Source organism: Pseudomonas sp. rhizo25 (assembly GCF_031931935.1).
In the GTDB taxonomy this organism is placed as follows: Bacteria; Pseudomonadota; Gammaproteobacteria; order Pseudomonadales; family Pseudomonadaceae; genus Aquipseudomonas; species Aquipseudomonas synxantha.
Window position 1 is genome coordinate 119,076 of sequence record NZ_JAUJXA010000005.1, and the last position, 22,714, is coordinate 141,789.

At 62.2% G+C, this 22,714-nt stretch carries 23 protein-coding genes and 1 pseudogene; 10 read left to right on the forward strand and 14 right to left on the reverse strand.

Annotated elements, in window-relative coordinates; translation table 11 throughout:
- Positions 1-98: 98 nt before the first annotated feature.
- A complete protein-coding gene (locus QZR30_RS12915; protein ID WP_311903382.1) occupies positions 99-341 on the reverse strand; it encodes a hypothetical protein in 243 nt (80 codons plus the stop codon).
- Positions 342-409: 68 nt separating this feature from the next.
- The gene (locus tag QZR30_RS12920; RefSeq protein WP_311903383.1) at positions 410-1,486 is read right to left on the reverse strand and encodes an aldo/keto reductase; all 1,077 of its coding nucleotides are present in this window, start codon (positions 1,484-1,486) and stop codon (positions 410-412) included.
- Between the two features lie 215 nt (positions 1,487-1,701).
- Between QZR30_RS12920 and QZR30_RS12925 the strand changes: the two genes are divergently transcribed.
- From QZR30_RS12925 to QZR30_RS12940, 4 genes are all read left to right on the forward strand, one after another.
- On the forward strand, positions 1,702-2,334 hold the full coding sequence (locus QZR30_RS12925) for a glutathione S-transferase family protein (protein WP_311903384.1): 633 nt from the start codon (positions 1,702-1,704) through the stop codon (positions 2,332-2,334).
- Positions 2,335-2,350: 16 nt separating this feature from the next.
- Positions 2,351-3,271 carry a LysR family transcriptional regulator gene (locus QZR30_RS12930; RefSeq protein ID WP_311903385.1) on the forward strand — a complete coding sequence of 307 codons (921 nt, stop codon included), beginning with the start codon at positions 2,351-2,353 and terminating at the stop codon, positions 3,269-3,271.
- Positions 3,271-4,155 (forward strand): LysR family transcriptional regulator, encoded by an 885-nt coding sequence (locus tag QZR30_RS12935; protein WP_056846674.1) that lies wholly within the window; start codon positions 3,271-3,273, stop codon positions 4,153-4,155. The genes QZR30_RS12930 and QZR30_RS12935 overlap by 1 nt, the downstream gene beginning before the upstream one ends.
- A 79-nt stretch (positions 4,156-4,234) precedes the next feature.
- The gene (locus QZR30_RS12940) at positions 4,235-5,167 is read left to right on the forward strand and encodes a pyridoxamine 5'-phosphate oxidase family protein (RefSeq protein ID WP_311903386.1); all 933 of its coding nucleotides are present in this window, start codon (positions 4,235-4,237) and stop codon (positions 5,165-5,167) included.
- Positions 5,168-5,358: 191 nt separating this feature from the next.
- On the opposite strand, the gene QZR30_RS12945 is transcribed toward QZR30_RS12940, so the two are convergent.
- A complete protein-coding gene (locus tag QZR30_RS12945; protein WP_032880349.1) occupies positions 5,359-5,634 on the reverse strand; it encodes a DUF6124 family protein in 276 nt (91 codons plus the stop codon).
- A 542-nt stretch (positions 5,635-6,176) separates the two neighbouring features.
- Positions 6,177-7,664 (reverse strand): aldehyde dehydrogenase family protein, encoded by a 1,488-nt coding sequence (locus QZR30_RS12950; RefSeq protein WP_046068808.1) that lies wholly within the window; start codon positions 7,662-7,664, stop codon positions 6,177-6,179.
- A 235-nt stretch (positions 7,665-7,899) separates the two neighbouring features.
- Here QZR30_RS12950 and QZR30_RS12955 point away from each other — a divergent pair, with 235 nt between their 5' ends.
- Positions 7,900-9,069 carry a p-hydroxyphenylacetate 3-hydroxylase oxygenase component gene (locus tag QZR30_RS12955; RefSeq protein ID WP_056846671.1) on the forward strand — a complete coding sequence of 390 codons (1,170 nt, stop codon included), beginning with the start codon at positions 7,900-7,902 and terminating at the stop codon, positions 9,067-9,069.
- Positions 9,070-9,126: 57 nt separating this feature from the next.
- A pseudogene (locus QZR30_RS12960) lies at positions 9,127-9,600 on the forward strand (flavin reductase family protein); the annotation flags it as partial.
- Between the two features lie 32 nt (positions 9,601-9,632).
- On the opposite strand, the gene QZR30_RS12965 reads toward QZR30_RS12960, so the two are convergent.
- Complete coding sequence (locus tag QZR30_RS12965; RefSeq protein WP_046068805.1) at positions 9,633-10,955, reverse strand: hypothetical protein; 1,323 nt, start codon at positions 10,953-10,955, stop codon at positions 9,633-9,635.
- Positions 10,956-11,172: 217 nt separating this feature from the next.
- Here QZR30_RS12965 and QZR30_RS12970 point away from each other — a divergent pair, with 217 nt between their 5' ends.
- The 3 genes from QZR30_RS12970 (at position 11,173) to feaR (ending at position 14,257) form a co-directional block, all read left to right on the forward strand.
- Positions 11,173-12,672 (forward strand): APC family permease, encoded by a 1,500-nt coding sequence (locus QZR30_RS12970; RefSeq protein WP_046068804.1) that lies wholly within the window; start codon positions 11,173-11,175, stop codon positions 12,670-12,672.
- Positions 12,635-13,201, forward strand: coding sequence for a DUF3156 family protein (locus QZR30_RS12975; RefSeq protein WP_046068803.1), 567 nt, complete (start codon positions 12,635-12,637; stop codon positions 13,199-13,201). Before QZR30_RS12970 ends, QZR30_RS12975 begins: the two co-directional genes overlap by 38 nt.
- Positions 13,202-13,315: 114 nt before the next feature.
- Complete coding sequence (gene feaR, locus QZR30_RS12980) at positions 13,316-14,257, forward strand: transcriptional regulator FeaR (RefSeq protein ID WP_046068802.1); 942 nt, start codon at positions 13,316-13,318, stop codon at positions 14,255-14,257.
- 135 nt (positions 14,258-14,392) lie between these two features.
- On the opposite strand, the gene QZR30_RS12985 is transcribed toward feaR, so the two are convergent.
- The 5 genes from QZR30_RS12985 to QZR30_RS13005 form a co-directional block, all read right to left on the reverse strand.
- On the reverse strand, positions 14,393-15,148 hold the full coding sequence (locus QZR30_RS12985) for an SDR family oxidoreductase (RefSeq protein ID WP_311903387.1): 756 nt from the start codon (positions 15,146-15,148) through the stop codon (positions 14,393-14,395).
- Positions 15,138-15,941: an SDR family NAD(P)-dependent oxidoreductase gene (locus tag QZR30_RS12990; RefSeq protein WP_311903388.1), complete on the reverse strand. Its 804-nt coding sequence runs from the start codon at positions 15,939-15,941 to the stop codon at positions 15,138-15,140. The genes QZR30_RS12985 and QZR30_RS12990 overlap by 11 nt, the downstream gene beginning before the upstream one ends.
- Positions 15,934-16,755: a molybdenum cofactor biosynthesis F family protein gene (locus tag QZR30_RS12995; RefSeq protein WP_311903389.1), complete on the reverse strand. Its 822-nt coding sequence runs from the start codon at positions 16,753-16,755 to the stop codon at positions 15,934-15,936. Before QZR30_RS12995 ends, QZR30_RS12990 begins: the two co-directional genes overlap by 8 nt.
- 11 nt (positions 16,756-16,766) lie before the next feature.
- A complete protein-coding gene (locus QZR30_RS13000) occupies positions 16,767-17,132 on the reverse strand; it encodes a cupin domain-containing protein (protein WP_046068798.1) in 366 nt (121 codons plus the stop codon).
- A gap of 138 nt (positions 17,133-17,270) precedes the next feature.
- Positions 17,271-18,569 carry an NAD(P)/FAD-dependent oxidoreductase gene (locus tag QZR30_RS13005; protein WP_311903390.1) on the reverse strand — a complete coding sequence of 433 codons (1,299 nt, stop codon included), beginning with the start codon at positions 18,567-18,569 and terminating at the stop codon, positions 17,271-17,273.
- A gap of 206 nt (positions 18,570-18,775) precedes the next feature.
- Between QZR30_RS13005 and hpaR the strand changes: the two genes are divergently transcribed.
- A complete protein-coding gene (hpaR, locus tag QZR30_RS13010) occupies positions 18,776-19,198 on the forward strand; it encodes a homoprotocatechuate degradation operon regulator HpaR (protein ID WP_005789546.1) in 423 nt (140 codons plus the stop codon).
- 42 nt (positions 19,199-19,240) lie between these two features.
- On the opposite strand, the gene hpaI is transcribed toward hpaR, so the two are convergent.
- The 4 genes from hpaI to QZR30_RS13030 form a co-directional block, all read right to left on the reverse strand.
- A complete protein-coding gene (gene hpaI / locus QZR30_RS13015) occupies positions 19,241-20,041 on the reverse strand; it encodes a 4-hydroxy-2-oxoheptanedioate aldolase (protein ID WP_274354937.1) in 801 nt (266 codons plus the stop codon).
- Positions 20,042-20,057: 16 nt separating this feature from the next.
- Positions 20,058-20,861 carry a 2-oxo-hept-4-ene-1,7-dioate hydratase gene (gene hpaH, locus QZR30_RS13020; protein ID WP_046068795.1) on the reverse strand — a complete coding sequence of 268 codons (804 nt, stop codon included), beginning with the start codon at positions 20,859-20,861 and terminating at the stop codon, positions 20,058-20,060.
- 11 nt (positions 20,862-20,872) lie between these two features.
- Positions 20,873-22,177, reverse strand: a complete 1,305-nt coding sequence (locus tag QZR30_RS13025; protein WP_068967781.1) for an MFS transporter — start codon at positions 22,175-22,177, stop codon at positions 20,873-20,875.
- A 132-nt stretch (positions 22,178-22,309) separates the two neighbouring features.
- Positions 22,310-22,702 carry a 5-carboxymethyl-2-hydroxymuconate Delta-isomerase gene (locus tag QZR30_RS13030; RefSeq protein ID WP_046068794.1) on the reverse strand — a complete coding sequence of 131 codons (393 nt, stop codon included), beginning with the start codon at positions 22,700-22,702 and terminating at the stop codon, positions 22,310-22,312.
- Positions 22,703-22,714: the final 12 nt, after the last annotated feature.

Consider the following 22,714-nt stretch of genomic DNA (forward strand, 5'->3'; position numbering starts at 1 on the left):
AGGTAGAGCTGTGATGTCCTGGGCGCAGCCCTTTCCGCGGAAGGTGGCGTGGAGAGCGCCAGGCCGCAAATATAGGCAGCGCGACGCACGATTGCAAATCAACCTTGCCCATCACCCTTGCGATCGACCCAATGGGTCTTGATGCCCTTGGCCCAGGCCACTGTATAAAAACAGCTGAGCAAGACGATGCCCCACTGCTCGGCATTGATCGACGACCAGAACCAGAACGGCTGGCCGGCCATGCCAAACAGGCAGGCGTAGCGGCGTACCTTCAAGCGTTTGCTCTGGCTGAACCAGATAGCGACGACGCCGAGGGCGGCGATCATGATTTGCGCGATCAAAGCCAGACTCCTTTGCTGGGGGCACTTCAAAGGTGGGAAGGGTGTGTTCCCACCTTTGAACCGCACTGTTATTTGTCTTTGCGCGCATCCATGGTCTTTTGATGCTCGGCCAGGAACGGCTGTTCTGCAGGATCAAAACGATCGATCCCGGCCGTAAAACGATGCCAGTAGGGGTACAGCGGCTGGCGACGGGTGACCGCCTCGATGCGTGACGATTGTGCTTCGGTCAGCTTCAGCTCAGTGGCGGCGAGGTTGTCGCGCAGGTGCTCTTCGGTACGCGCTCCGACGATCAGCGAGGTGATCCCTGGACGATCCTTGAGCCAGGCCAGGCAGGTACGGGCGACCGATACGCCATGCTCATCCCCGACGGCGGCGAGGGTCTCGATAATGTCCAGGGCACGCTCCTGGTCATGCACATAGGGTTCCGGCCAGTCGCTGCCCTGGCGGGTATTGGGTGGCGGCTTGTGCCCGCGGCGGGTCGTGCCGGTCAGCAAGCCTTCGCCCATCGGCCCCCACACCAACGTGCCGACTTGTTGGTCCAGGGCCAACGGCAGCAATTCGTACTCGGCTTCACGGGATTCCGGGGTGTAGTAGATCTGCTGGGTGATGGGTTTGAGCATGCCGTGCAGCTCGGCCTTGCCCAGGGTTTTCATCATCTGCCAGGCCGTGAAGTTGCTGGTGCCGAAGTAGCGGATCTTGCCCGAACCGACCAACAGGCGCAGGGCTTCGAGAGTCTCTTCGATCGGCGTCATGCCGTCCCAGTTATGCAGTTGGTAAAGGTCGATATGGTCGGTGCCCAAGCGCTTCAAGCTGGCTTCGCAGGCGCGGATCAGGTGATAGCGCGATGAGCCGGAATTGTTAGGGTTGCTGTCCACCGGGCTGCGGCCCTTGGTAGCCAGCAGGATATCGTTGCGCTTGTCACCCAGGGCCTTGCCGACCACCTCTTCGGCCAGGCCGTGGGAGTAGAGGTCAGCGGTATCGACCATATTCACCCCGGCATCGAACGCGATATCGAACATACGCTTGGCCAGGGGCACGTCCACCGCGCCGCATTTTTCGAACTCCGCACGACCGCCAAAGGGCACGGTGCCCAGGATGATTTCCGATACCAGCAGGCCGGAATGACCCAGTTGTCGGTATTGCATGTCGCCTCCTACTTAACGTTGCACGTGAAGGTGTGAACGATAGGGAGGACGATAGTTTGAATTTTTTTCATGAAATTGCGACGCCGGCGCCGAGAATTTCGGACAGGTGATTGTTTCGCCCAATGAAATGCTGGATTGTAAATCCTGGTCATTCCGCCGACTGAGGCGGCAGTGGAATATGCCTGGCGTCGATACCCATTCTTTTGGAGCCTTTCATGACCCAGCCTGCGATCAAACTTTATGGTTTTCCATTGTCCGGCCACTCCCATCGGGTCGAGCTGATGTTGTCCCTGCTGGGCTTGCCCAATGAATTTATCCTGGTGGACCTCAAGCAAGGTGCGCATAAAACGCCCGAATTCATTGCTAATCTCAACTGCTTCGGCCAGGTACCGGTGATCGATGATGGCGGTACTGTCTTGGCCGACTCCAATGCGATTTTGGTCTACCTTGCCAGTACCTATGGCAAAGGGCAGTGGTTGCCGTGCGAGCCCATCGGGCAAGCGCGGGTCCAACGCTGGCTGTCGGCCGCCGCCGGTCAACTCCATGCGGGGCCCGCCACGGCGCGCTTGGCCACAGTGTTTGGCGCCGAGGTGGACACTGTCAGCGCAATCAACCGAGCCTATGCCCTGCTGAACGTGATGGAGCAGCAGCTGGGCGAGAGCCGTTTTCTGGCTGGTGATCAGCCAAGCATTGCCGATATTGCGTTCTATACCTACGTGGCCCATGCGCCGGAAGGCAACGTGTCGCTGGCCGACTACCCTGAGGTGCGTGCCTGGCTTGCCAGCATCGAAGCCTTGCCAGGGTTTGTCGCTATGCCGCGCACGGCGGTGGGGCTGCAATCACAGTAACGATCAAGGGATGGCGATGGACCGATTTCATGAGATGCAGGTATTCCTGGCGGTGGCCGAGGAGGAGGGTTTTGCGGCTGCTGCACGCCGCCTGAAGACCTCGCCACCCAGCGTGACCCGCGCCATTGCCGCTATGGAACAGCGCATCGGTACGCAACTGCTGGCACGCACCACGCGCAGCCTGCACCTGACCGATGCCGGCCAGCGTTACCTGGAAGATTGCCGGCGCATCCTCGCCGAACTGGAAGAGGCCGAGGAAGCGGCAGCGGGCAGTTACTCCATCCCCGGCGGTCACCTGACAGTGACCGCACCGGTGCTGTTTGGCGAGCTGTATGTGGCGCCTGTGCTGGGGGAGTACCTGGACCAGTTCCCCCTGGTGAACATCAGTGCCTTGCTGGTCGACCGTGTAGTCAATATGGCTGACGAAGGCGTCGATGTAGCGGTGCGTATCGGCCATCTGCACGAACCCGGGCAGCAGGCGATCAAGGTCGGCGAAGTGCGCCGGGTGGTGTGCGCATCGCCGGCTTATCTGGACCAACATGGGCGCCCGCAGCGGCCTGAGCAATTGCGAGAAGCCAAGATCGTCACCTCATCGTCCAGCCAACTGGTCAGTGAATGGACGTTCGTCGACGCCGGGCGGCCACTCAAGGTACCCATTGAGCCACGCCTGATCGTCACGGCCAATAATGCCGCGATCAACCTGGCGCGGCTGGGCTGGGGCATGACGCGGGTGCTGTCCTATCAGGTGGCGGCAGCGGTGGCGGCGGGTGAGCTGGAGCTGGTGCTGGAGGCTTTCGAACCGGCGCCGCTGCCGATTCACGTGGTGTTCCAGCACAATGGTCGCGTACCGGCCAAGATCAACACCTTTGTGGACTTCTTAAGCCATCGCCTCGGGCAGGACCCGGCCCTGAACCCGGCGACGAAGCGGCGCGCCTGATGGAGCGCTTTCGCGATATGCAGCTGTTTGCGGCGCTGGCCGGGCAACCCAGCCTGGCCTCGGCGGCACGCCGTGCCCAGGTCTCCGGCCCGACCCTGGTACGTGCGGTTGCGCGCCTGGAGGCACGCCTGCGGGTGGTGTTGCTGCAGCGCAGCACACGTGGGGTCAACCTCACCGATGCAGGCCAGGCTTATCTTGCCGACTGTGTACGCCTGCTGGCAGCGGTGGACGCGGCCGAAGCCTCGGCCAACGGCGCCCATGTGCACGCCCAGGGCAACCTGCGGATATGCCTGCCGTTGCTGTTCAGCCGCTATGTGATGGCGCCACTGCTGGCTGGCTATATGGATCACTATCCGGCGGTGCGTGTCATCGCTAACTACCACGACTATTACCCCAACCTGCACGAAGAGGGCTTTGACGTGGCGGTGTGGGTGGGTGAGCTGCCCAACTCGTCGCTGATCGCACGGCAGGTCGGCCAGGTGCGCACCCTGCTGTGCGCCAGCCCCACGTATTTGGCGGCCAAAGGCGAGCCCCGGCATCCGGCCGACCTCAAGCAACATCATCTGATTGCCAGCGCCGAAGCGCTGCGATGGGATTTCCTGCATTACACCCTCAACGCCCGCGCCCGCCTCAGTTGCGCCACGGTGCAAGGCGCGATCAATGCGGCGGTGCAGGGCGCGGGGGTGATTCGTTGCCTCAGTTATCCGGTTCATGATCACCTCATAAATGGCCAACTGCGTCGTGTCTTGCCGGCCTTTGAAATGCCGCCGCTGCCGGTGCATGTGATCTACCGCGAAGGCCGCCATGCGCCCATGCGCGTGCGCAGTTTTGTCGACTACTGCGTCACCGCGTTGCGCGAACATCCGGCATTTCAGTTGGCGTAATAGTGGATTGCCCAGGGTGGGCATTCTCTGCATGGCTGGGCAGGCGCAGCATTCGGTTATCCAACCAGAGGTGATCGCCATGAACTCGATCGAACAATCCCCTTGGCATACCGGCGAACGGCAACTGCAGGAAAGCGCCGGCGTTGCCGAACGCATGGCCATGATCGGGCCGAAGGTCATTCGTGATCATTTGCCCGAGCAGCATCGTGATTTTTATCCGTTGTTGCCTTATCTCGTTCTGGGCGTGGTGGACGAACAGGGTATCCCCTGGGCGACCATGCTGGAGGGTGCGCCAGGGTTTGCCCATTCACCGGATCCACAGGCGCTGCAAATCGACAGCCTGCCCACCAGAAGCGATCCGGCCTCGGCTGGCATCACTCGTGGCGCGTCCGTTGGCCTGCTGGGCATCGATCTCGGCACCCGGCGTCGCAACCGCATGAACGGTCGGATCGGAGCGCTGGATCATGACGGCTTTGCGGTTGATGTGGTGCACACTTTCGGCAACTGCCCCAAGTACATCCAACTGCGGCCCGTCGCTGGGGTTGCGCGCAAACCTGGCGATACAGCCGAGCGCAGCACCAGCCTGGACGCCGCCGCCCAAACGCTGATCCGCAACGCTGACACCTTCTTCGTCGCCAGCTATGTGGACCAGCACGGCGAACGCTCGGTGGACGTTTCCCATCGCGGCGGCAACACGGGGTTTGTGCGGGTAGAAGGCAACGTGCTGACCATCCCTGATTTTGCCGGCAACCTGTTCTTCAACACCCTCGGTAACCTGCACGCCAACCCGGTAGCGGGGTTGCTGTTTGTCGATTTTGAAACCGGCGACGTGCTGCACGTGGCGGGGCGTACATCATTGATTCTCAGCGGGCCGCCAGTGGCCGAGTTCGAGGGCGCGCAGCGCTTGTGGACGGTGACGGTGGAGCACGTGGTCCGCCGTCCGGCAGCATTGGCATTGCGGTGGCAGTTCGCAGAGTTTTCACCGCACAGCCTGGCAATGGGCACCTGGTAGCCTGGCACGCTCTCCCTGGCACAGCTACCTCACTGATGCAGTGAGATCAAATGTGGGAGGGGCGGTGCGACGATTCGACTTGCTCCCGATGAGGTGGTGCCAGTCAGCACATCTGTGACTGACCCAAAGCCATCGGGAGCAAGCCCCCTCCCACAGAGAACGTCATTGCCTGTTGGGTTTGCGTTTGTTCATCAGGCCGCCGGGCATTCCCGGTTCAGCGCTTCATCGACCAGCAACTGCGCAATCTCAATCATCTGCACCACCGCCAGCACATGCTTGCGGCTCTGGCCGTCAAGCTGTTCGGCACAGTCGTAGGCACAGACAGTCGCTGACTCCAGCATTTCGCTGGCATTGCTCAAGGCGGCTTCAGTGCTGAGTCCGGGGCGGACGGTGAAAATGACATCGGGAGGTAGTTGTGGGTTGTCATCCGAGGGGGATGGCGGGGGATTGGGTGTGACTTTCTTCATGGCGAAGCTCCTATGAATGAGCACCTCCATTTCGCTACCACACGAAGTAAGGAGGCGACTGTACACGGGGTGGTAGACCGGTCATAGAAACCCGGCAGGCCGAAGCCTCCCATGCACAGCCGCCACAAAGCAGCCCGCACAAAAAAACGCCCTTGAGCGTTTTGGGGTCTATGAAAGAACTGGGCTACCACACCCATTCGCTGATTTTGCAGCGACCCGCGAAGGTTAGCGGCGAGACTCATCGGACGCAACCCGAAGTTTGTGTAAGAGCGGTCTGATGAACTCACTCTTTGGATCAACGTCAGCGGGTGGTCGTTGCCGCAAGGTTGATCGAGATGGAGGCGCAGGCGCTGGGCGCTGAAAACGACAGCTATCTCACTGACGCAATGCGACCCAAATGTGGGAGGGGGCTTGCTCCCGATGAGGCCGTGTCAGTCAATACATCTGTGACTGACCCACCGCCATCGGGAGCAAGTCGAATCGTCGCATCGCCCCTCCCACATGGGGTCGGTGTACACCAAACCAGATGTGCGCTACCCCATTCAATACCGAATCATCACCGACTTAAGCTCGGTGTAATCCTCAATAAACGCACTGCCAAACTCCCGCCCAACCCCCGAAGACCGGCTGCCGCCAAACGGCACTGCCGGGTCGAGCAAGGTGTGCATGTTTACCCACAAGGTGCCCGCATTGATGGCCGGGATCATGCGCAGGGCCTTGCGCAAATCGTTGGTCCACAGGCTGGCGCTCAGCCCATAGGGCCCGTGGTTCATCAGCGCCAGCAGTTCGTCTTCGTCATCGTAGGGCAGGAAGGTGGCGATGGGGCCGAAGGTTTCTTCGTTGAGCAGGGTGTCGTGCAGGTGGTTGGCGAGGATCACCGTGGGTTCGACGTAGCAACCAGGCCGGTCGATAAGGTGGCCGCCGTGGATGATCGTGTTGTTTTCGGCGCGGGCCTGGTTGAAGTAGCCGAGCAGTTTGTGCTGGTGCTGCTGGTGTGTGACTGGGCCGAATTCGGTGTGTTCGTCCAGGGGCGAGCCGATATTCAGGCGGCTCAGGCGCGTCTTGAGTTTTTCCAGCACGGCGTCGATTTGCGAGCGGTGCACGAAAAAGCGTTCGGCCGCCGCGCAGATTTGCCCCGAGTGCAAGAAGCCCGCTTCGATGATGCCGTCCACTGCCTTGTCCACGTCCATATCGGGTAGGAAGCCGGCGGCATTCTTGCCGCCCAGTTCCAGGGTCGCACGGGTGAGGCCGGCGCCCATGGCGCTGCGGCCGACGGCGATGCCGGTGGGCACTGAGCCGGTGAATGAAACCTTGTGCGTGCCGGGGTGTTCCACCAGCCCCTTGCCGACATGGCCGCCGCCGGTCAGCACATTCAACACACCCGCCGGCAGCCCGGCGTCGATGGCCAGTTCAGCGATGCGCAGCAGGGTCAGCGGCGTGAATTCGCTGGGCTTGATGATGATGCTGCAGCCGGTCACCAGCGCCGAGGCGAGTTTCCAGATGGCGATCATGGTCGAGAAATTCCACGGCACGATGCCAACCACCACGCCCACCGGCTCGCGCAGGGTAAAGGCGGTGTAGCGCTCGCCATTGAATGACGGCAGCGATGGAGTCAGCGTCTGGCCGCTGAGCTTGGTGGCCCAGCCAGCGTAGTAGCGCAGGAAGTGCGCGGCCTGGTCGACCTCGAAAGCGCGGGAAATCTGGATGATCTTGCCCGACTGGCAGGTTTCGATCTGCGCCAGTTCTTCACGGTGCTGTTCCAGCAGGTCGGCCAGTTTCAGCAGCACGTTGCCACGGGTGGCGGGGGCGGCCTGGGACCACAGTTGGAAACCGCGGTTGGCGGACGCGACCGCTGCGTCGATATCGGCCAGGTCAGCATCGGCGACTTCGGCGATCACCTGGCCGTTGGCGGGGTTGGTCACGCTCAGGCTTTCAGTGGCGTGGCTGCGCACGTTGACACCGTCGATAAACACCCCATGGCGGCGACGCAGAAAGGCTTCGACTTGGGGCAGCAGCGGGATATCGCTCATGGCAGGTTCCTGGCAGTTCATAAAGAAAACCCGAGGGTAACCAACGCACCGATAAGCGGCTTGACTGTGCCTGCCAGGTTTTATGCCTGTGCCTGCCGCACCTGTGAAAAGTACAAGTTTGCCTGCCGAATGTGCATTCTCCGCCTGCGTGAGCCGTTTGATACTGGCCCTGCATCCCGCGCCGTTCCGCGATCTGGAGCGCCTGCCGGACTTCCAATAATAAGCAGGGCTGTCCATGAAAAAGCCAAACCCGCTCCTCGAAGACCTCAAGCCCCTCCTGCCGGCCATCGCCGCCAATGCCAGCCGCGCCGAACAGCTGCGCCAAGTGCCGGATGAGAATATCGCCTTGCTCAAAAGCATCGGCCTGCACCGCGCCTTTCAGCCCAAGGCGTACGGCGGACTCGAGCTGTCATTGCCCGAATTCGCCGACTGCATCGCCTTGCTTGCCGGCAGTTGTGCCAGCACCGCCTGGGCCATGAGTTTGTTGTGCACCCATAGCCATCAGTTGGCGCTGTTCTCGGCTCGGTTGCAGGAGGAAATCTGGGGTGCCAACCCGGATGCCACGGCCAGCAGCAGTATTGCGCCGTTTGGTCGGGTCACCGAGGGCGAAGGCGGCGTGTACTTCAGCGGCGAGATGGGCTGGAGCAGCGGCTGCGACCATGGTGAGTGGGCAATTGTCGGCTGCCGCCGCCAGAATGCCGAAGGCACCCAGGATTACTGCTTTGCCGTGCTGCCGCGCAGTGACTATCAGATTCGCGACGACTGGTTCGCTGCCGGCATGAAAGGCAGCGGCACCAAAACCTTGATTATCGACAACGCCTGGGTGCCCGAGCACCGTATCCAGAAGGCCAAGGACATGATGGAGGGCAAGTCCGCAGGCTTTGGCCTCTACCCGGACAGCCAGATTTTCTACGCGCCTTATCGACCGTATTTCGCCAGTGGCTTTTCCACCGTCAGCCTTGGTGTGGCCGAGCGCATGCTCGACGTGTTCCGCGAAAAAACCAAGACCCGGGTGCGCGCCTACACCGGTGCCGCTGTGGGCGCCGCCACCCCGGCGTTGATGCGCCTGGCCGAGTCCACCCATCAGGTGGCCGCCGCCCGGGCGTTCCTAGAGAAGACCTGGCAGGAACACGCCGAGCACAGCGCCGCCCAACGTTACCCGACGCGCCAGACCCTGGCGTTCTGGCGCACCAATCAGGCCTATGCCACCAAAATGTGCATCGAAGCGGTGGATCGCCTGTTCGCCGCCGCGGGTGGCAATGCCTGGTTCGAACATAACGAGATGCAGCGCCTGTTCCGCGATTCCCATATGACCGGCGCCCATGCCTACACCGACTACGACGTCTGCGCGCAGATCCTCGGCCGTGAGCTGATGGGCCTGGAGCCCGACCCGAGCATGGTGTAGTCGCGTATTCCTCCATAACCATCAGGGCGGCCAATAGACGCCACCCGGGAGTCTTGCATGTCTGACATTTTCGACCCACGTGCCTTTCGCCGCGCCCTGGGCAACTTCGCCACCGGCGTGACCGTGGTCACCGCCGCCACCGCTTCCGGGCGCAAGGTGGGCGTGACCGCCAACAGTTTCAACTCGGTGTCCCTCGACCCGCCGCTGGTGCTGTGGAGCATCGACAAACGCTCCAATAGCCATGAGGTGTTCGAGGAGGCCAGCCACTTTGCCGTGAATGTGTTGGCGGCCGACCAGGTGCACCTGTCCAACAACTTTGCGCGCCCCCGTGAAGATCGCTTCGCCCTGATCGAATACGAGCCGGGGGAGGGCGGCTCGCCAGTGTTCGCCGATTGCTCGGCGCGCTTTCACTGCGAGAAATACCAGCAGATCGATGGCGGCGACCACTGGATCATGATCGGCAAGGTGGTGGCCTTCGACGACTTTGGCCGTGCGCCGCTGCTCTATCATCAAGGCGCCTATGCCGAGGTGCGGGCGCTGCCTCCGTGCGCGCCCGAGACGGTTCAGAACGGTACGGCCACCACCAGCTGACTGTAGACATTGGTACCGCTGCCGCCGACTTGGTTACCGCCGGTGTCGGCATCTTTGTCGGGTTTGTACAGGCCCAGCAACGGCGTGATGATCAGGTGCTCGTTCACCGCCCATTCGGCGTACAGGTCCAGTTCGCGGCCATCGAGGTTCAACTGGCCGCGAGTGCTGACGGTGTTGTAGTCGAAGAACAATGCGCCGAGGGTGAGGTTCTCCAGCGGCTTGACCTTGAGCGCCACGTGTTGCACCGCTGTGTTGCTGTTGTAGGGGCCGGAATAGTTGCCCGCCACTTCGCCCTGTACCCAGGTGCCATAGCCGCGGTTGAAGCCTGCGAACATGCCGTCCCAGTTTTTTGAATAACGGGCGTAGCGGTAGGTCAGGTCCGGCGACCAGGGCAGGTCGGCGAAGGTGTAGCCGGCTTCGGCGTACCCAGCGTTCTGCTGGCTGTCGCGTCGGTCCTGGCGGGCCAGTTCGAAGGCGAAGTGGGCGTTGTCGATGCCGGCACTGCCGGCACCGCGCAGGCTGTAGAGGTTCATGCCTTTGCGCTGGCGTTGCAGGTCGGTAGCGAAACGCTCATCCACGTCGATCCCGTGTATATAGGTGAGCCCCAGGGTGCCCGGGGCGGCGCTGTATTCCAGGGTGCCCGCAGCCATTTCGGTTCTGGCTTGGGCGCGGTTGTCGGACTTGATCCACATCAGGCTGCCATGCACGCCATCCTTGCCGCCCAGGCGAATGACCGCGGTTTTGTCGAAGGCATGGCGCGCAGCGATGTAGTAGGCGCCGCCGCGATTGAACTCCCCATCGCCCACGCCATTGCCGAGGTTGGGGCCGTCGTCGTTGATGATAAAACCGTCGCCCAGCATGATGATCTGGCGGCCGAACGACAGGTCTACACCATCTTTGCCCAGTGCCGGGAACAGCTCGCCGGAGCGCCAGCCGGCGAAGGCTTCGTCAAACTTGGTGGTGCGCTCGGTGCCATTGGTGACCCCGGACGCATCGCCATCCCCCCAGGTACCGGAACTCACCAGGTTAGCCGTGCCATACACGCCGCCCAGGCTACCCAGGTTTTGCTCGACGCTCAGGCCGTACTTGATAAACGCCTCGCGCCAGGTGGAGCCGCCGCGGCGGCCGTCGTAATTTTTCGGACTGTTGAACATCCCATACACAGCGAGGAAGTTTCCCGTGACCTGGGTGTCGGCATCGGCGTACAACTCGACGGCATGAGCTTGCCCGGCCAACAGCGCGACGCCTATGACGACCGCTCGGCGTAGACGGCGGTTTTTCAGTGTGTGCTCCATTGTTATTGTCCCCATCTTGGTTAAGAGTGAGGGCGCATTAGGGCGAGGGGCGTCAAGCCAAGTCTTTGCCATGCGTGCCAGGGAATTGACCCTGGCCGCCAGGTGCTACGCCGTGGCAGGCAGCTACAAAACCAGCGGCAGACAGGGGCAAGACGATCAACGCGGGTGGGGCGCAGAGTGCCGACACACTAAAAAAACCGCTTTCGAGGACCCCACCATGTCGATCAACGACCGACTCACCGCGCACCTCAACCGAGGCACGGTAGGTTTCCCCACCGCGTTGGCCAGCACCATTGGCCTGATCATGGCCAGCCCGGTGATTCTTACCGCCACCATGGGCTTCGGCATCGGCGGCAGTGCGTTTGCCCTGGCAATGCTGATCGCCGTGGTGATGATGCTGGCCCAGGCGACCACCTTCGCCGAGGCCGCATCGATGCTGCCCACCACCGGTTCGGTGTACGACTACATCAATTGCGGCATGGGCCGGTTCTTCGCGATCACCGGCACCCTGTCGGCGTATCTGATCGTGCATGTGTTCGCCGGCACCGCCGAAACCATCCTCGCCGGGGTGATGGCGCTGGTGAACTTCGAACACCTCAATACCCTGGCAGAATCGGCCGGCGGCTCGTGGTTGCTGGGCGTGGGGTTCGTGCTGGTGTTCGGGGTGCTGAACGCCTTCGGGGTCAGCGCCTTTGGCCGCGCAGAGATCATCCTTACGTTCGGCATGTGGACCACCCTGATGGTGTTCGGCGTGCTGGGCTTGATCGCCGCGCCAGCGGTGCAACTGGACGGCTGGTTCGGGGAATCGCTGGTGGGCACTGATCTGGTCACCGTGTTGTCGCTGGTGGGCATGGCGATGTTCATGTTCGTCGGCTGCGAGTTCGTCACCCCGCTGGCGCCGGACCTGCGCCAATCGGCCAAGGTGATGCCACGGGCGATGATGCTCGGGCTGATGGGCGTGGCGACGTGCATGTTTATCTATGGCGCCGCGATGAAGCGCCAGGTGGAAAACGTGGTGCTCGACGCCGCCTCCGGCGTGCACCTGTTGGACACACCCATGGCTATCCCACGGTTCGCTGAACAGGTGATGGGGCAGATCGGCCCGTTGTGGCTGGGCATTGGCTTCCTGTTCGCCGGCGCTGCAACCATCAATACCCTGATGGCTGGCGTACCGCGCATCCTCTATGGCATGGCGGTGGATGGCGCGTTACCGAAGGTGTTCACCTACCTGCACCCGCGCTTCAAGACACCGCTGTTGTGCATCCTGGTGGCCATGCTGATCCCGTGCCTGCATGCGCTGTACCTGGGCGGCAACACCGACAACATCATGCATCTGGTGCTGGCGGCGGTGTGCGCGTGGAGTTTTGCCTACCTGCTGGTGACGCTGTCTGTGGTGATCCTGCGCATTCGCCGTCCGGATTTGCCCCGGGCGTACCGATCGCCGTGGTTCCCGCTGCCGCAGGTCGTGTCGAGCATCGGCATCCTGCTGGGCATGTGGTTTATCACCCCGCCCGGCATGAACCCGGCCGACATTTATGTGCCGTTTGGGGTGATGCTCGGCGTGACCGCCACCTATGCGTTGTTCTGGACCCTGGTGGTGCAGAAGGTCAACCCCTTCAAGCCAGCCTGCGTCGAGGAGGTGTTGGCCAAGGAATTCAGTCATGAACCGGGACATGCCCATGAGCCTTATAGCGACTTTGCGGCAAAAACTGTTTGAACTGTTCAGCGCTGATCGCGCACCGAGCGGCTATCGACCCGGGGTGACCCTGGCGCGCTTGCGGCGTGATCTTGGCCTGGCGAAACTCGACGTGGGTGGGGCGGTATTTGAGCTGGTTGAGCGCACCGAATCGCAGTTGTTGATGCATCTGGTCATGACGGAGTTCGTGTTGCACGTACCCACGCCTACCCCAGGGGCGGGCAGCTTGGAGGTGCACCATGGCGGGGCTATTCGGCGCAACGGCATCCGCGTGCGGCAACGTTCTGGCAACCAGGCCCTGGGGCCTGAGTTGCAGGCGCGTTTGCTGGCGGACAAAGGGTTATTCGAAGCGCTGATGCCCCTGGATTTCAAGCGTCTGCGTATCGACCTCAAGGACCGGCAATGGTGCGTGCGCCTGGAGCATATGGGCGGGAGCGAAGTGGTCAACCGCATGCCGGCGTTTCGGCGTTATATCGCTGTAAGCCCGGAGCAACGCAACCATTTACTGGCGGCGTTGGCTGGCATGAAGCGGGTACTGTCGAATCTCTGATTGGCATCATTAGTGCTTCTGCAAAGGCCAAACGAGTTGTTGTTGCGCGCATATAGATAACATGTTAACTATTGCACCAGAACAACAAAAAGAACGCCACTGCGGAGACACCCCATGAGCATCCCACAGCATGCACCCGACGGGCTCGACAGCTGGAACCGCGAACTGCGCGCCGCGTGCGGCCACTTCGACACCGAACTGGCCTTCAACCGTTCGCTGTTTATCGGCGAGATTCACAACCTGCCCCGTGGCCTGGCCATCCTGCGCACCAATGCCGGGCTGATCAAGCGCCTCACGCACCATGCCGACCACGACAACGACCAGGAATGTTTCCTGGTCAGCCAGCGCAGCGGCTATGCGCAGATCACCCAGAACGACCAGACCGTGCAACTGGCCCCTGGCGAGATGCTGCTGATGGACTCGGTAGGCTCTATCGAAATCACTCCCTTCGGCTTGATCGAACACGCCTCGTTGTCCCTCTCGCGCACTGAGGTGTGCAAGCACCTGCGCGGCCAGGGGCGGGCCTTTGGCAAGATTTCATCGACCAAGGCCTGTGGGCGCATGTTGCATGTGCTGATGGATCAATTGTGCAAGGACGATACCGAAGACAACGCCACGGAAGTGGAAGCACTGCAAGCGGCCTTCGTCTCACTGTTGGGGTCGGCGCTGGAGCAGGGCGATGAGTGCCACGAAGGTGTGGCCTCGTTGCAGGGCAATAACCTGCGCAGCTATGTGCAAAAAGTCATTGACGAGTCACTGGGCCAACCTGGCCTGAGCCCGATTGGCCTGGCCAACCGCCTGAATATCTCGGTGCGGCACCTCTACCGTTTGTTCGAGGAGCAGGACGACAGCGTCTGCCGCTATATCCAGCGGGCGCGGCTCAAGCGCAGTGCGGACGACTTGACCAACCCGTTCCTGCGCAGTGAATCGATCACCTCGATTGCCTACAAATGGGGCTTCACCGACTCGGCGCATTTCAGCCGATCATTCAAGAAACAGTTCGAAGTGTCGCCCAAGGATTTTCGCTCCAGCCGGTTGCAGGCGGTGGGGGCATAAACAGCTTCTTCAATGTGCATGAGATCCAATGTGGGAGGGGGCTTGCTCCCGATAGCAGTGTGTCAGCCAGCACATGTGTAGCTGAAACAGCGCTATCGGGAGCAAGCCCCCTCCCACATTGGACCGAGTTAAGATTCAGATTTCGGGCAGGGTGGAGCCACCGTCTACCACCAAGGTCTGCCCGGTGATATAGCCAGCCAGGTCAGAAGCCAGAAACAACATCGCGCCGGCAATATCCGCAGCCGCGCCCATACGCCCCAGTGGCACGCGGTTGGCGATGCTGTCGTTCAACGCGGTATCGCCCAGGTTGCTCATCGCCGGCGTGGCGATCATGCCCGGTTCCACGCCATTGACCCGCACATTCAACGGCGCCAACTCCAACGCCGCGTTGCGGATAAACCCATTCACCCCCGCCTTTGACGCCGCATAGTGGCTCAGTCCCGGATAACCCACCCGATTGCCGGTGACCGAAGACGTCACCAGCACGCAACCCCGGCCTTGCTCACGAAACATCGGTAACGCCGCCTGGGTCAGCCAGAACAGCGCCGAGAGGTTCACCGCCAAGGTGCGTTGCAGGATCTGCGGGGTGATGTCAGCGAACGCGGTCAGCGGGAAATAGCCAGCGTTGTGCACCAGAATATCCAGTTGCGCCAACCCTTGAACGCAGGCGAACACCGCCTCGGCTTGCGCCAGGTCAACGCCCACGGCCTCGACCTGATAGCCCTGCGCGCACAACCCAGCGGCCACCCTTTCAGCTTGTTCAAGCAGGCGATCAGCAATCACCACCCGCGCACCGCGTTGGGCAAAGGCTTCGACGATGCCCAGGCCAATCCCCTGGGCGCCGCCGGTGACCAGCACGACTTGGCCGCTGAAATCCAGATCATTGGGCATGGGCAGGCTCCAGGCGCGTAAACGCCAGCGTCGGCACGTCGACGATGCTGGACCCACCGTCCGCCACCAAGGTCGCCCCGGTAATGATCGATGCGTCGTCGCCGGCCAGGAAGCGGCATACCTTGGCGATCTCTTCGGCCCGGGCGGCACGGCGCAGGGGTACATCGGCACACACGCGCTCGTACGCCTGCTGCAAGGTGTCGCCGTACGCCTCCATCAACGGCTGCATCTCGGCATCGGCCATCGGCGTGTGCACCCAGCCCGGGCACACCGCGTTCACGCGCACGCCGTGGGGGCCGTAGTCCCGTGCCAGCGAGCGATTAAGCCCGAGCAACGCATGTTTGGCCGTGGTGTAGCCGCACACCTCGGGCCCTGCTGCGAGGGAGGCAATGGAGCCGATCAGCACGATACTGCCGGCGCTTTCCCGCAACAGCGGCAGGCAGGCGCGGGCACTGTAGAACGCGCTGTCCAGGTTACTGCGCAGCGCCGCTTCCCACGTAGACGGGCTGGTCTGGGTCGCGCTGCCCAGGCCATGACCGCCGGCACACGCCAGCAGCACGTCGATACGCCCGTAGTGGGCGTGAATCTCGCGGATAAAACCATCCCAGGTGTCGGGGCAGGCGGCATCGCCCACCAGGATCAGGCCGCCGCTGGCCTGCGCCACCTGTTCCAGTGGCTCGCGGCGCCGGCCGATCAGTACCAGCCGTGCGCCTTCCTGCGCGTACAGCCGGGCACAGGCGGCGCCGATGCCGGTGCCGGCCCCGGTGATCACTACCGTGCGCGCCTCAGTCACGGGGGTACTCCGTGCGGTTGAGCACCTGGCAATAGGAACTGATCGGGAAGTTCGACAGCGCGTCGAAGGATGCCCCCGCATAGCCGAAGATCTTGCCGTCGCTGCGGTGTTGTTGCAGGTCGATCAGCACCAGGCCGAGGGTGGGCACGATCTTCTCCTGCCAGGCGAACAGGTACAGCTGCTCGGCGATCTTGTAGTAATGGCAGCGGTCGGTGTCGCACAAGCCTTTCTCCACACCCTCAAGGCATTGCCAGGCGTAGAACTGCGGGTTGAGGTAGATGTGCTCGTAGACCTCGCTGGGGCTGTAGCGGTAGTGGTTGCGCAGGCCCACCAGTTCCTCGGTGGGGGCGTGCAGGCAATGGCCCTCTTGCCACGGCCGGTCGAGGCTGCCGTGGAGGAACTCGGCGTGCACCGAGGTCAGCGGTTTGCCGGCCAGGGCGCGGTGGTAAAGACCTTCGTGGGTCTCTGCCGGCTCCGGCATACGGCCAATCACCGCGGTAAAGGATGCAGTCGGCGTGTCCAGCACCAGGCTGATCGACCAGCTTTGCCCGGCCTCATGCTTGATGAAGTCCACCAGGTACAGGCCCGGGCGAATCGAGCTGGCGCGGTAGGCTGCACTACCGCTGGAGTGTCCGTCGGCGGCGCGCCAGGCCAGGCGCTCCTGTTCGAAGCGATGCTCGATCTGCCAGCCATTGGCAAAGTGCAGAGTGAAGGTCTGGCCAGCCAGGTCGGCGAGGTTCGGCAGGATGAACGCTTCGGGTGCAAAACCGTCGGCCAGGGCGCCCACGGTGATCCAGTCAGAAGAAGTGCTCATGGCAAGGCTCCTTAAACAACGGCGAAGTAGTGTTTGACGAAACTCTCGCTGACCACTTCCCACAGCACCGGCGTGCCCTTGGTCACAAACCAGCTGTCACCGGCCTTGTAGCGGGTGGACTGGCCGGTGGACTCATCGGTGAGTACCACCTCGCCGGTGACCACGGTAGCTTGTTCGGCGAAGGGGTAGACCATGCGGAACTTGCCCTGGGTGGTGCCGAAGTAGGCGCTGCTGACCGCATCGGTGGGGGCGCCGAAGGTCATCTTGCCGAAGGCGCGCACCTCACCTTCAAGGATCTGCGAGCCGAGGTCGGCCACGGTGCCCCAGGCATCGAGTTCCGATAGCTGGACGTTATGTTTGATAGCAGTAAGGGTCATGGCAATTGCTCCTGATAAATACAACATTATTTTTTGTAGGAGCGAGCTTGCTCGCGAAAAACGTCATGACACCGCAATTAACCTGAGTGCCCGCATTATCGTTGACGTTCTTCGCGGGCAAGCCCGCTCCTACAGGGGTTAGCGACGCCCGTTCCAGTAGCCGGACAATTGGTGCCAGGATTTACCCGCCGTCAGCAGCAGAGGGCGGATCGCGTCCTTGCCGATAATGGTCGGGCGGTGGATCGAGCTGACCAGGTCATAGCGCGCCGAGCCTTCGCTCATACCTTCGGCCAGGACCTTGCAGATGATGTGGCTGGGGGTGACGCCAAAGCCCGAATAGCCCTGCACAAAAAACGCATTGCTGCGCCCCGGCAAGGTGCCGATCTGTGGGAACAGGTTGGGGCTGCATGCCATCGGACCGCCCCAGGCCAGGTCAATCTTCACGTCCTTGAGGTAGGGGAAGATCTTCAGCATCAGGTGGCGGTTCCAGGCTTTCAGGTCGCCGGGAATGTGTTCCACCAGCGGCGTCGCGGCGCCGAACAGCAGGCGGTTTTCATTGGTGACGCGGTAGTAGTCGATCACTGGGCGGATGTCGCTGTAGGCGCCACGGATCGGGCTGATGCGCTGGATCAATTCTTCGGACAACGGCTCGGTCATCATCTGGAACGCGTAGGTGTTGATGGTCGAGCGGTGCAGTTCTGGTTCGAGCTTGTTGAGAAAGCTGTCACAGGCCCACAGTAACTTGCCGGCGCGTACCGAACCGCGCCCGGTGCGCACGGTGATGCGTTCGCCGTAGCTGACCTCCAGGGCCGGGCTGTTCTCAAAGATCTTTACCCCATGGCCGGCCAGCGCGGTGGCCTCGCCCAGCAGCAGGTTCAGCGAATGCACATGCCCGCCGCCCATGTGCAGCAGCGCACTGGTGTAGGCGTTGGAACCGATGATCTGCTGCACATCCGAGCCGCCGAGAAAGCGGATTTCATGCTGGCTGTTGACCGACTTGAAGTCCTTCTCCCAGGCGCGCAGAGTTTTTTCCTGGCGGGCGTTGAAGCCCATATAGCCGTAGCCGTGGCAGAAATCGGCATCGATGTTGTATTTGGCGATGCGGTTCTTGATGATATCGGCGCCCAGGTCGCTGATCTCGAACACGTGGCGCAGGCCGTCTTCGCCCACGTCCTTCTTGATCTTCTCGAGGTCATGGCCGATGCCCGCCATGATCTGCCCGCCGTTGCGTCCGGTGCCACCAAAGCCCAGGTAGCGCGCTTCAAGCACCACGATATTGGTGATGCCTTTTTCCGCCAGTTCCAGCGCGGTGTTGATCCCTGAAAAGCCGCCACCGATCACCACGACGTCCGCGTCGATGTCTTGCTCCAGGGTGGGGAAACTGAGGTTGTATTTCTTGGTGGCGGTGTAATAGGTGGGGGTTTCGATATTGATCATGGCGCAGCCTGAAAAAGTGAAGGAAGGCGCTGAAGCGGATGCCTCCATTAGGGCCCCTGACGGGCTGGAAGTCTTGATCCTGCGTGCCCGGGTTTTTGATTCAGCGCGCCACGGGCGAGGGCACACACAAGTTATAGCGCGCTCGCTGGCGGGGAATGTTAGAGTTTCGTTAAATTATTAACTAAATACTTCGTGACCCTGATCCTATGTCCAAACCTCGACAATCCCTGACCCTGGCCTTGCTGCAAGCGCGTGAGGCCGCGATGAGTTTTTTCCGCCCGTCCCTGAATGAACACGGCCTGACCGAACAGCAATGGCGCATCATCCGCATCCTCGAACAGCACGGTGAGCTGGAGATTTACCAACTGGCGGAACTGGCGTGCATCCTAAAGCCGAGCATGACCGGCGTGCTGGTGCGCATGGAAGCCGCCGGCATGGTGCACCGACGCAAGGCCGAACAGGACCAGCGCCGGGTGCTCATTACTTTGGCGGACAAGGGCAAGGCGAGTTTCGAGTCCATGAGCCAGTGCATGGAGGCCAACTACCAGCGCTTGCAGGATCAGCTTGGCGAAGAGAAATTCCAGACCTTGCTGGGGTTGCTGGATGACTTGAAGAACATCAAGCGCTGAATCAATCTCCTGATCAAAACAGGTCAACATGTGGGAGGGGGCTCAGTAGACTCCGCCTGTGTGCACGGCCGCTGGAATGTCTTTGAACTTCCCGGCCAGGCTTTGCAGCCCGCGCATCAACACCGTGGTATCCACTCCCACCGCCACGAACGTCGCCCCCAGTTCGATATAGCGCCGCGCCAGGCGTTCATCCGCACTGAGAATCCCTGCCGCCTTGCCCGCTCGAACAATGCGCACGATGGCGTCCTCTATCGCCGCCTGCACTTCAGGATGCCCTGGGTTACCGCGATGCCCCATGGCCGCACTCAAGTCCGCCGGGCCGATGAACACACCGTCCACGCCTTCGACGGCGGTGATAGCGTCCAGATTGGCCAGGCCCTCGCGATTTTCAATCTGCACCAGCAGGCACATCTGCGCGTCGGCCTGGTCGAGGTAGTCGGTGATGCCGTTCCAGCGCGAAGCACGGGCCAGTGCACTGCCGACGCCGCGAGTACCCTGGGGTGGGTAGCGCAGGGCTCGCACCAGTTCTTGGGCCTGGGCAGCGCTTTCGACCATGGGCACCAGCAGCGTCTGCGCGCCGATATCCAGCAGTTGCTTGATCAATGCCGTGTCGCCGACCACCGGGCGAATCAGCGCCTGGCTGGGGTAGGGCGCGATGGCCTGCAATTGCGCAAGCATCCCCGGCAGGTGGTTGGGCGCGTGTTCGCCATCGATCAGCAGCCAGTCGAAACCGGCGTTGGCGGCCAGCTCCGCGCTATAGGCATTGGCGAGGCCGAGCCACAGGCCGATCTGCACCTCGCCCTGGTGAAGGCGTTGTTTGAAGCGGTTGACAGGCATGTCCATGACAATCCTCCAGTGTTCAGACGAAGCGACAGGCGATCGAGCCGAGCAGGTCGTAGTCGACGTGGAAGGTATCCCCAGGGCGGGCCGCCACCGGGCGGGTAAACGAACCGCCTAGAATCACTTGGCCGGGCAGCAGGGTGACGTCATGCGCCGCCAGCTTGTTGGCCAGCCAGGCCACGCCCTTGGCCGGGTGGTTGAGCACTGCCGCCGAGACGCCGGACTCTTCGATCACGCCATTGCGATACAGCACCGCCGGCACTTTGCGCAGGTCGATCTCGGTCGGCCGCACAGCCCTTCCACCGAGTACCACGCCGGCATTGGCGGCGTTGTCGGAGATGGTGTCGAACACCTTGCGGGTGGCGTTGGTCTGTGGGTCGACCTGCTGGATGCGTGCGTCGATGATCTCCAGCGCGGGGATCACCCATTCGGTCGCATCGAGCACATCGAACACCGTGCAGTTGGGGCCCTTGAGCGGCTTGCCAAGGATGAACGCCAGTTCCACTTCCACACGCGGCACGATGAAGCGTTCGAAGGGAATATCACTGCCTTCGTCGAAAAACATGTCATCGAGCAGGGCGCCGTAATCGGGCTCGGTGATGTTTGAAGAGACCTGCATGGCCCGTGAAGTGAGGCCGATCTTGTGGCCCTTGAGCGTGCGTCCATCGTTGATTTTTTGTGCCACCCAGGCGCGTTGGATGGCGTAGGCATCCTCGATGGTGATGCCGGGGTAGTCGAGGGAAAACTGGCGCACCTGTTCGCGGCTGCGTTCGGCGCGGTCCAGGTGCGCGGCGGCCGCGAGGATTTGCTGGGAGTCGAGCATGGCAACGGTCTCTAGTGGGGGTTGACGATGGCGGCCTGAGTGCGCAGCACCAGCAGGCCACCGAGGGCGATAAACAGGGCGAGTATGTACAGGGCTAGGCTGGCGCTCTGGGTGGCGTCGCGCATCCAGCCGATCAGGTAGGGCGCCAGGAACGCGGCAATGCTGCCGAACGAGCTGATCATGGCGATGCCCGCCGCCTGGGTGGTGTTGGAAAGAAACGCCGGCGGCAGTTGCCAGAACATCGGCAGCGCCGCGCTGGCGCCCATGCCGGCAACCACCAACCCGCTCATCACCAGCAGCGCGTTGCCAGGCGCCAGGCCCGCCACGGCGATGCCGGCTGCGGCCATCAGCAGCGGCACGCACAGGTGCCAGCGGCGTTCGCGGTGACGGTCGGAGGAGCGCCCGCAGCCGAGCATGAAGAAGCAGCCGGCCAGGTAGGGCACGGCGCTGAGCAAGCCGACCTGACTGTCGCGGCCGATGCCGGCGCCGTGGATCAGGGTCGGCATCCAGAACGCCAGGGTGTTGACCGCCAGCATCACCGCAAAGTAGACGGCCACCAGCAGCCACACTTGCGGGTCCCGCAGGATGCCGCTGAACGAGGTGATGGTCTTGCGTTGTTCCTCGTTGCTCAACTGGGTGCGCAGTTGCTGTTTTTGCTCGGTGCTCAACCAGCCTACCGACTCGAAACTGTCCGGCAGATACTTGAGCACCACCAGCCCCAGCAGCACCACGGGCGCACCTTCGATCAGGAACATCCACTGCCAGCCGCGCAGGCTGCCGACGTCGTGGAAGTTCTCCAGGATCGCCCCGGAAATCGGCCCGCCCAGCACCCCGGCCATGGGCACGGCAATGGCAAACAAGGCGGTGACCTGGGCACGCCGACGCGCCGGGTACCAGCGGTTGAGGAACACCAGGATGCCCGGGAAAAAACCGGCTTCGGCCACCCCCAGTAAAAAGCGCAGCAGGTAGAAACCGCGGGCGCTCTCCACCCACAGCATGCCGGTGGAGAGCAGGCCCCACACCACCATCAGGCAGGCGATCCAGCGCCGTGGTCCGACGCGGTCCAGGGCCATGTTGCTGGGCACGCCGAACAGCGCGTAGGCGATAAAAAACAGCCCGGCGCCGAAGCCGTACACCGTGTCGCTGAACTGCAGGTCGTGGCTCATCTGCATCTTGGCGAAGCCGATGTTGATGCGGTCCAGATGGGCGAACAAGTAACACACCAGCAACAAGGGCATCAGGCGCCAGGTCACCAAACGATGGGTGCGGTCGTGCTCGGCAAGCCGCAGGCTTGCAGTGGAGTGGGCTGTGCTCATGATGTTGTACTTTTTGTTGTAGGAGCGAGCTTGCTCGCGAAAAACGTCAACGAAAACGCAGCGCTGCTGGATCCGCGGTGCCTGGAGGTTTCTCGCGAGCAAGCTCGCTCCTACAGGGGGGCGGGGCCCTTTTCAGTTCGCCGCGTTATTCAGAAACGCATGCACATTGTTCTGCTTGAAGTTGAGCTGTGGGTGCAGTTCGACCATCTCGAACGACAGCGCCAATAACCGTTGCGCCTGCAGCTCGGCGAAGTGCGCGGTGATCACCCCGAATAAGGCTTCGGCCACCGCCTGGCGCGTGGCCAGGTCGCGGCCGTGGCCGACCTTGAGGGTCATGTGCACGAAGGCATAGTCGTGCTTGCCGTCGGCCATGCGCCAGGTATCCAGGCGCACGCCGCGGCTGCGGATACCGCCGAGGGGGAACACGCCGCTGTCTCCCAGCACGCGGTGGACTTTTTCAAACAGGCCGGGCAGGTCGGCCTGTTGCTCGAGGTTGTCGGTGTATTCGGCAATAAAGTGCGGCATGGTGTTCTCCCT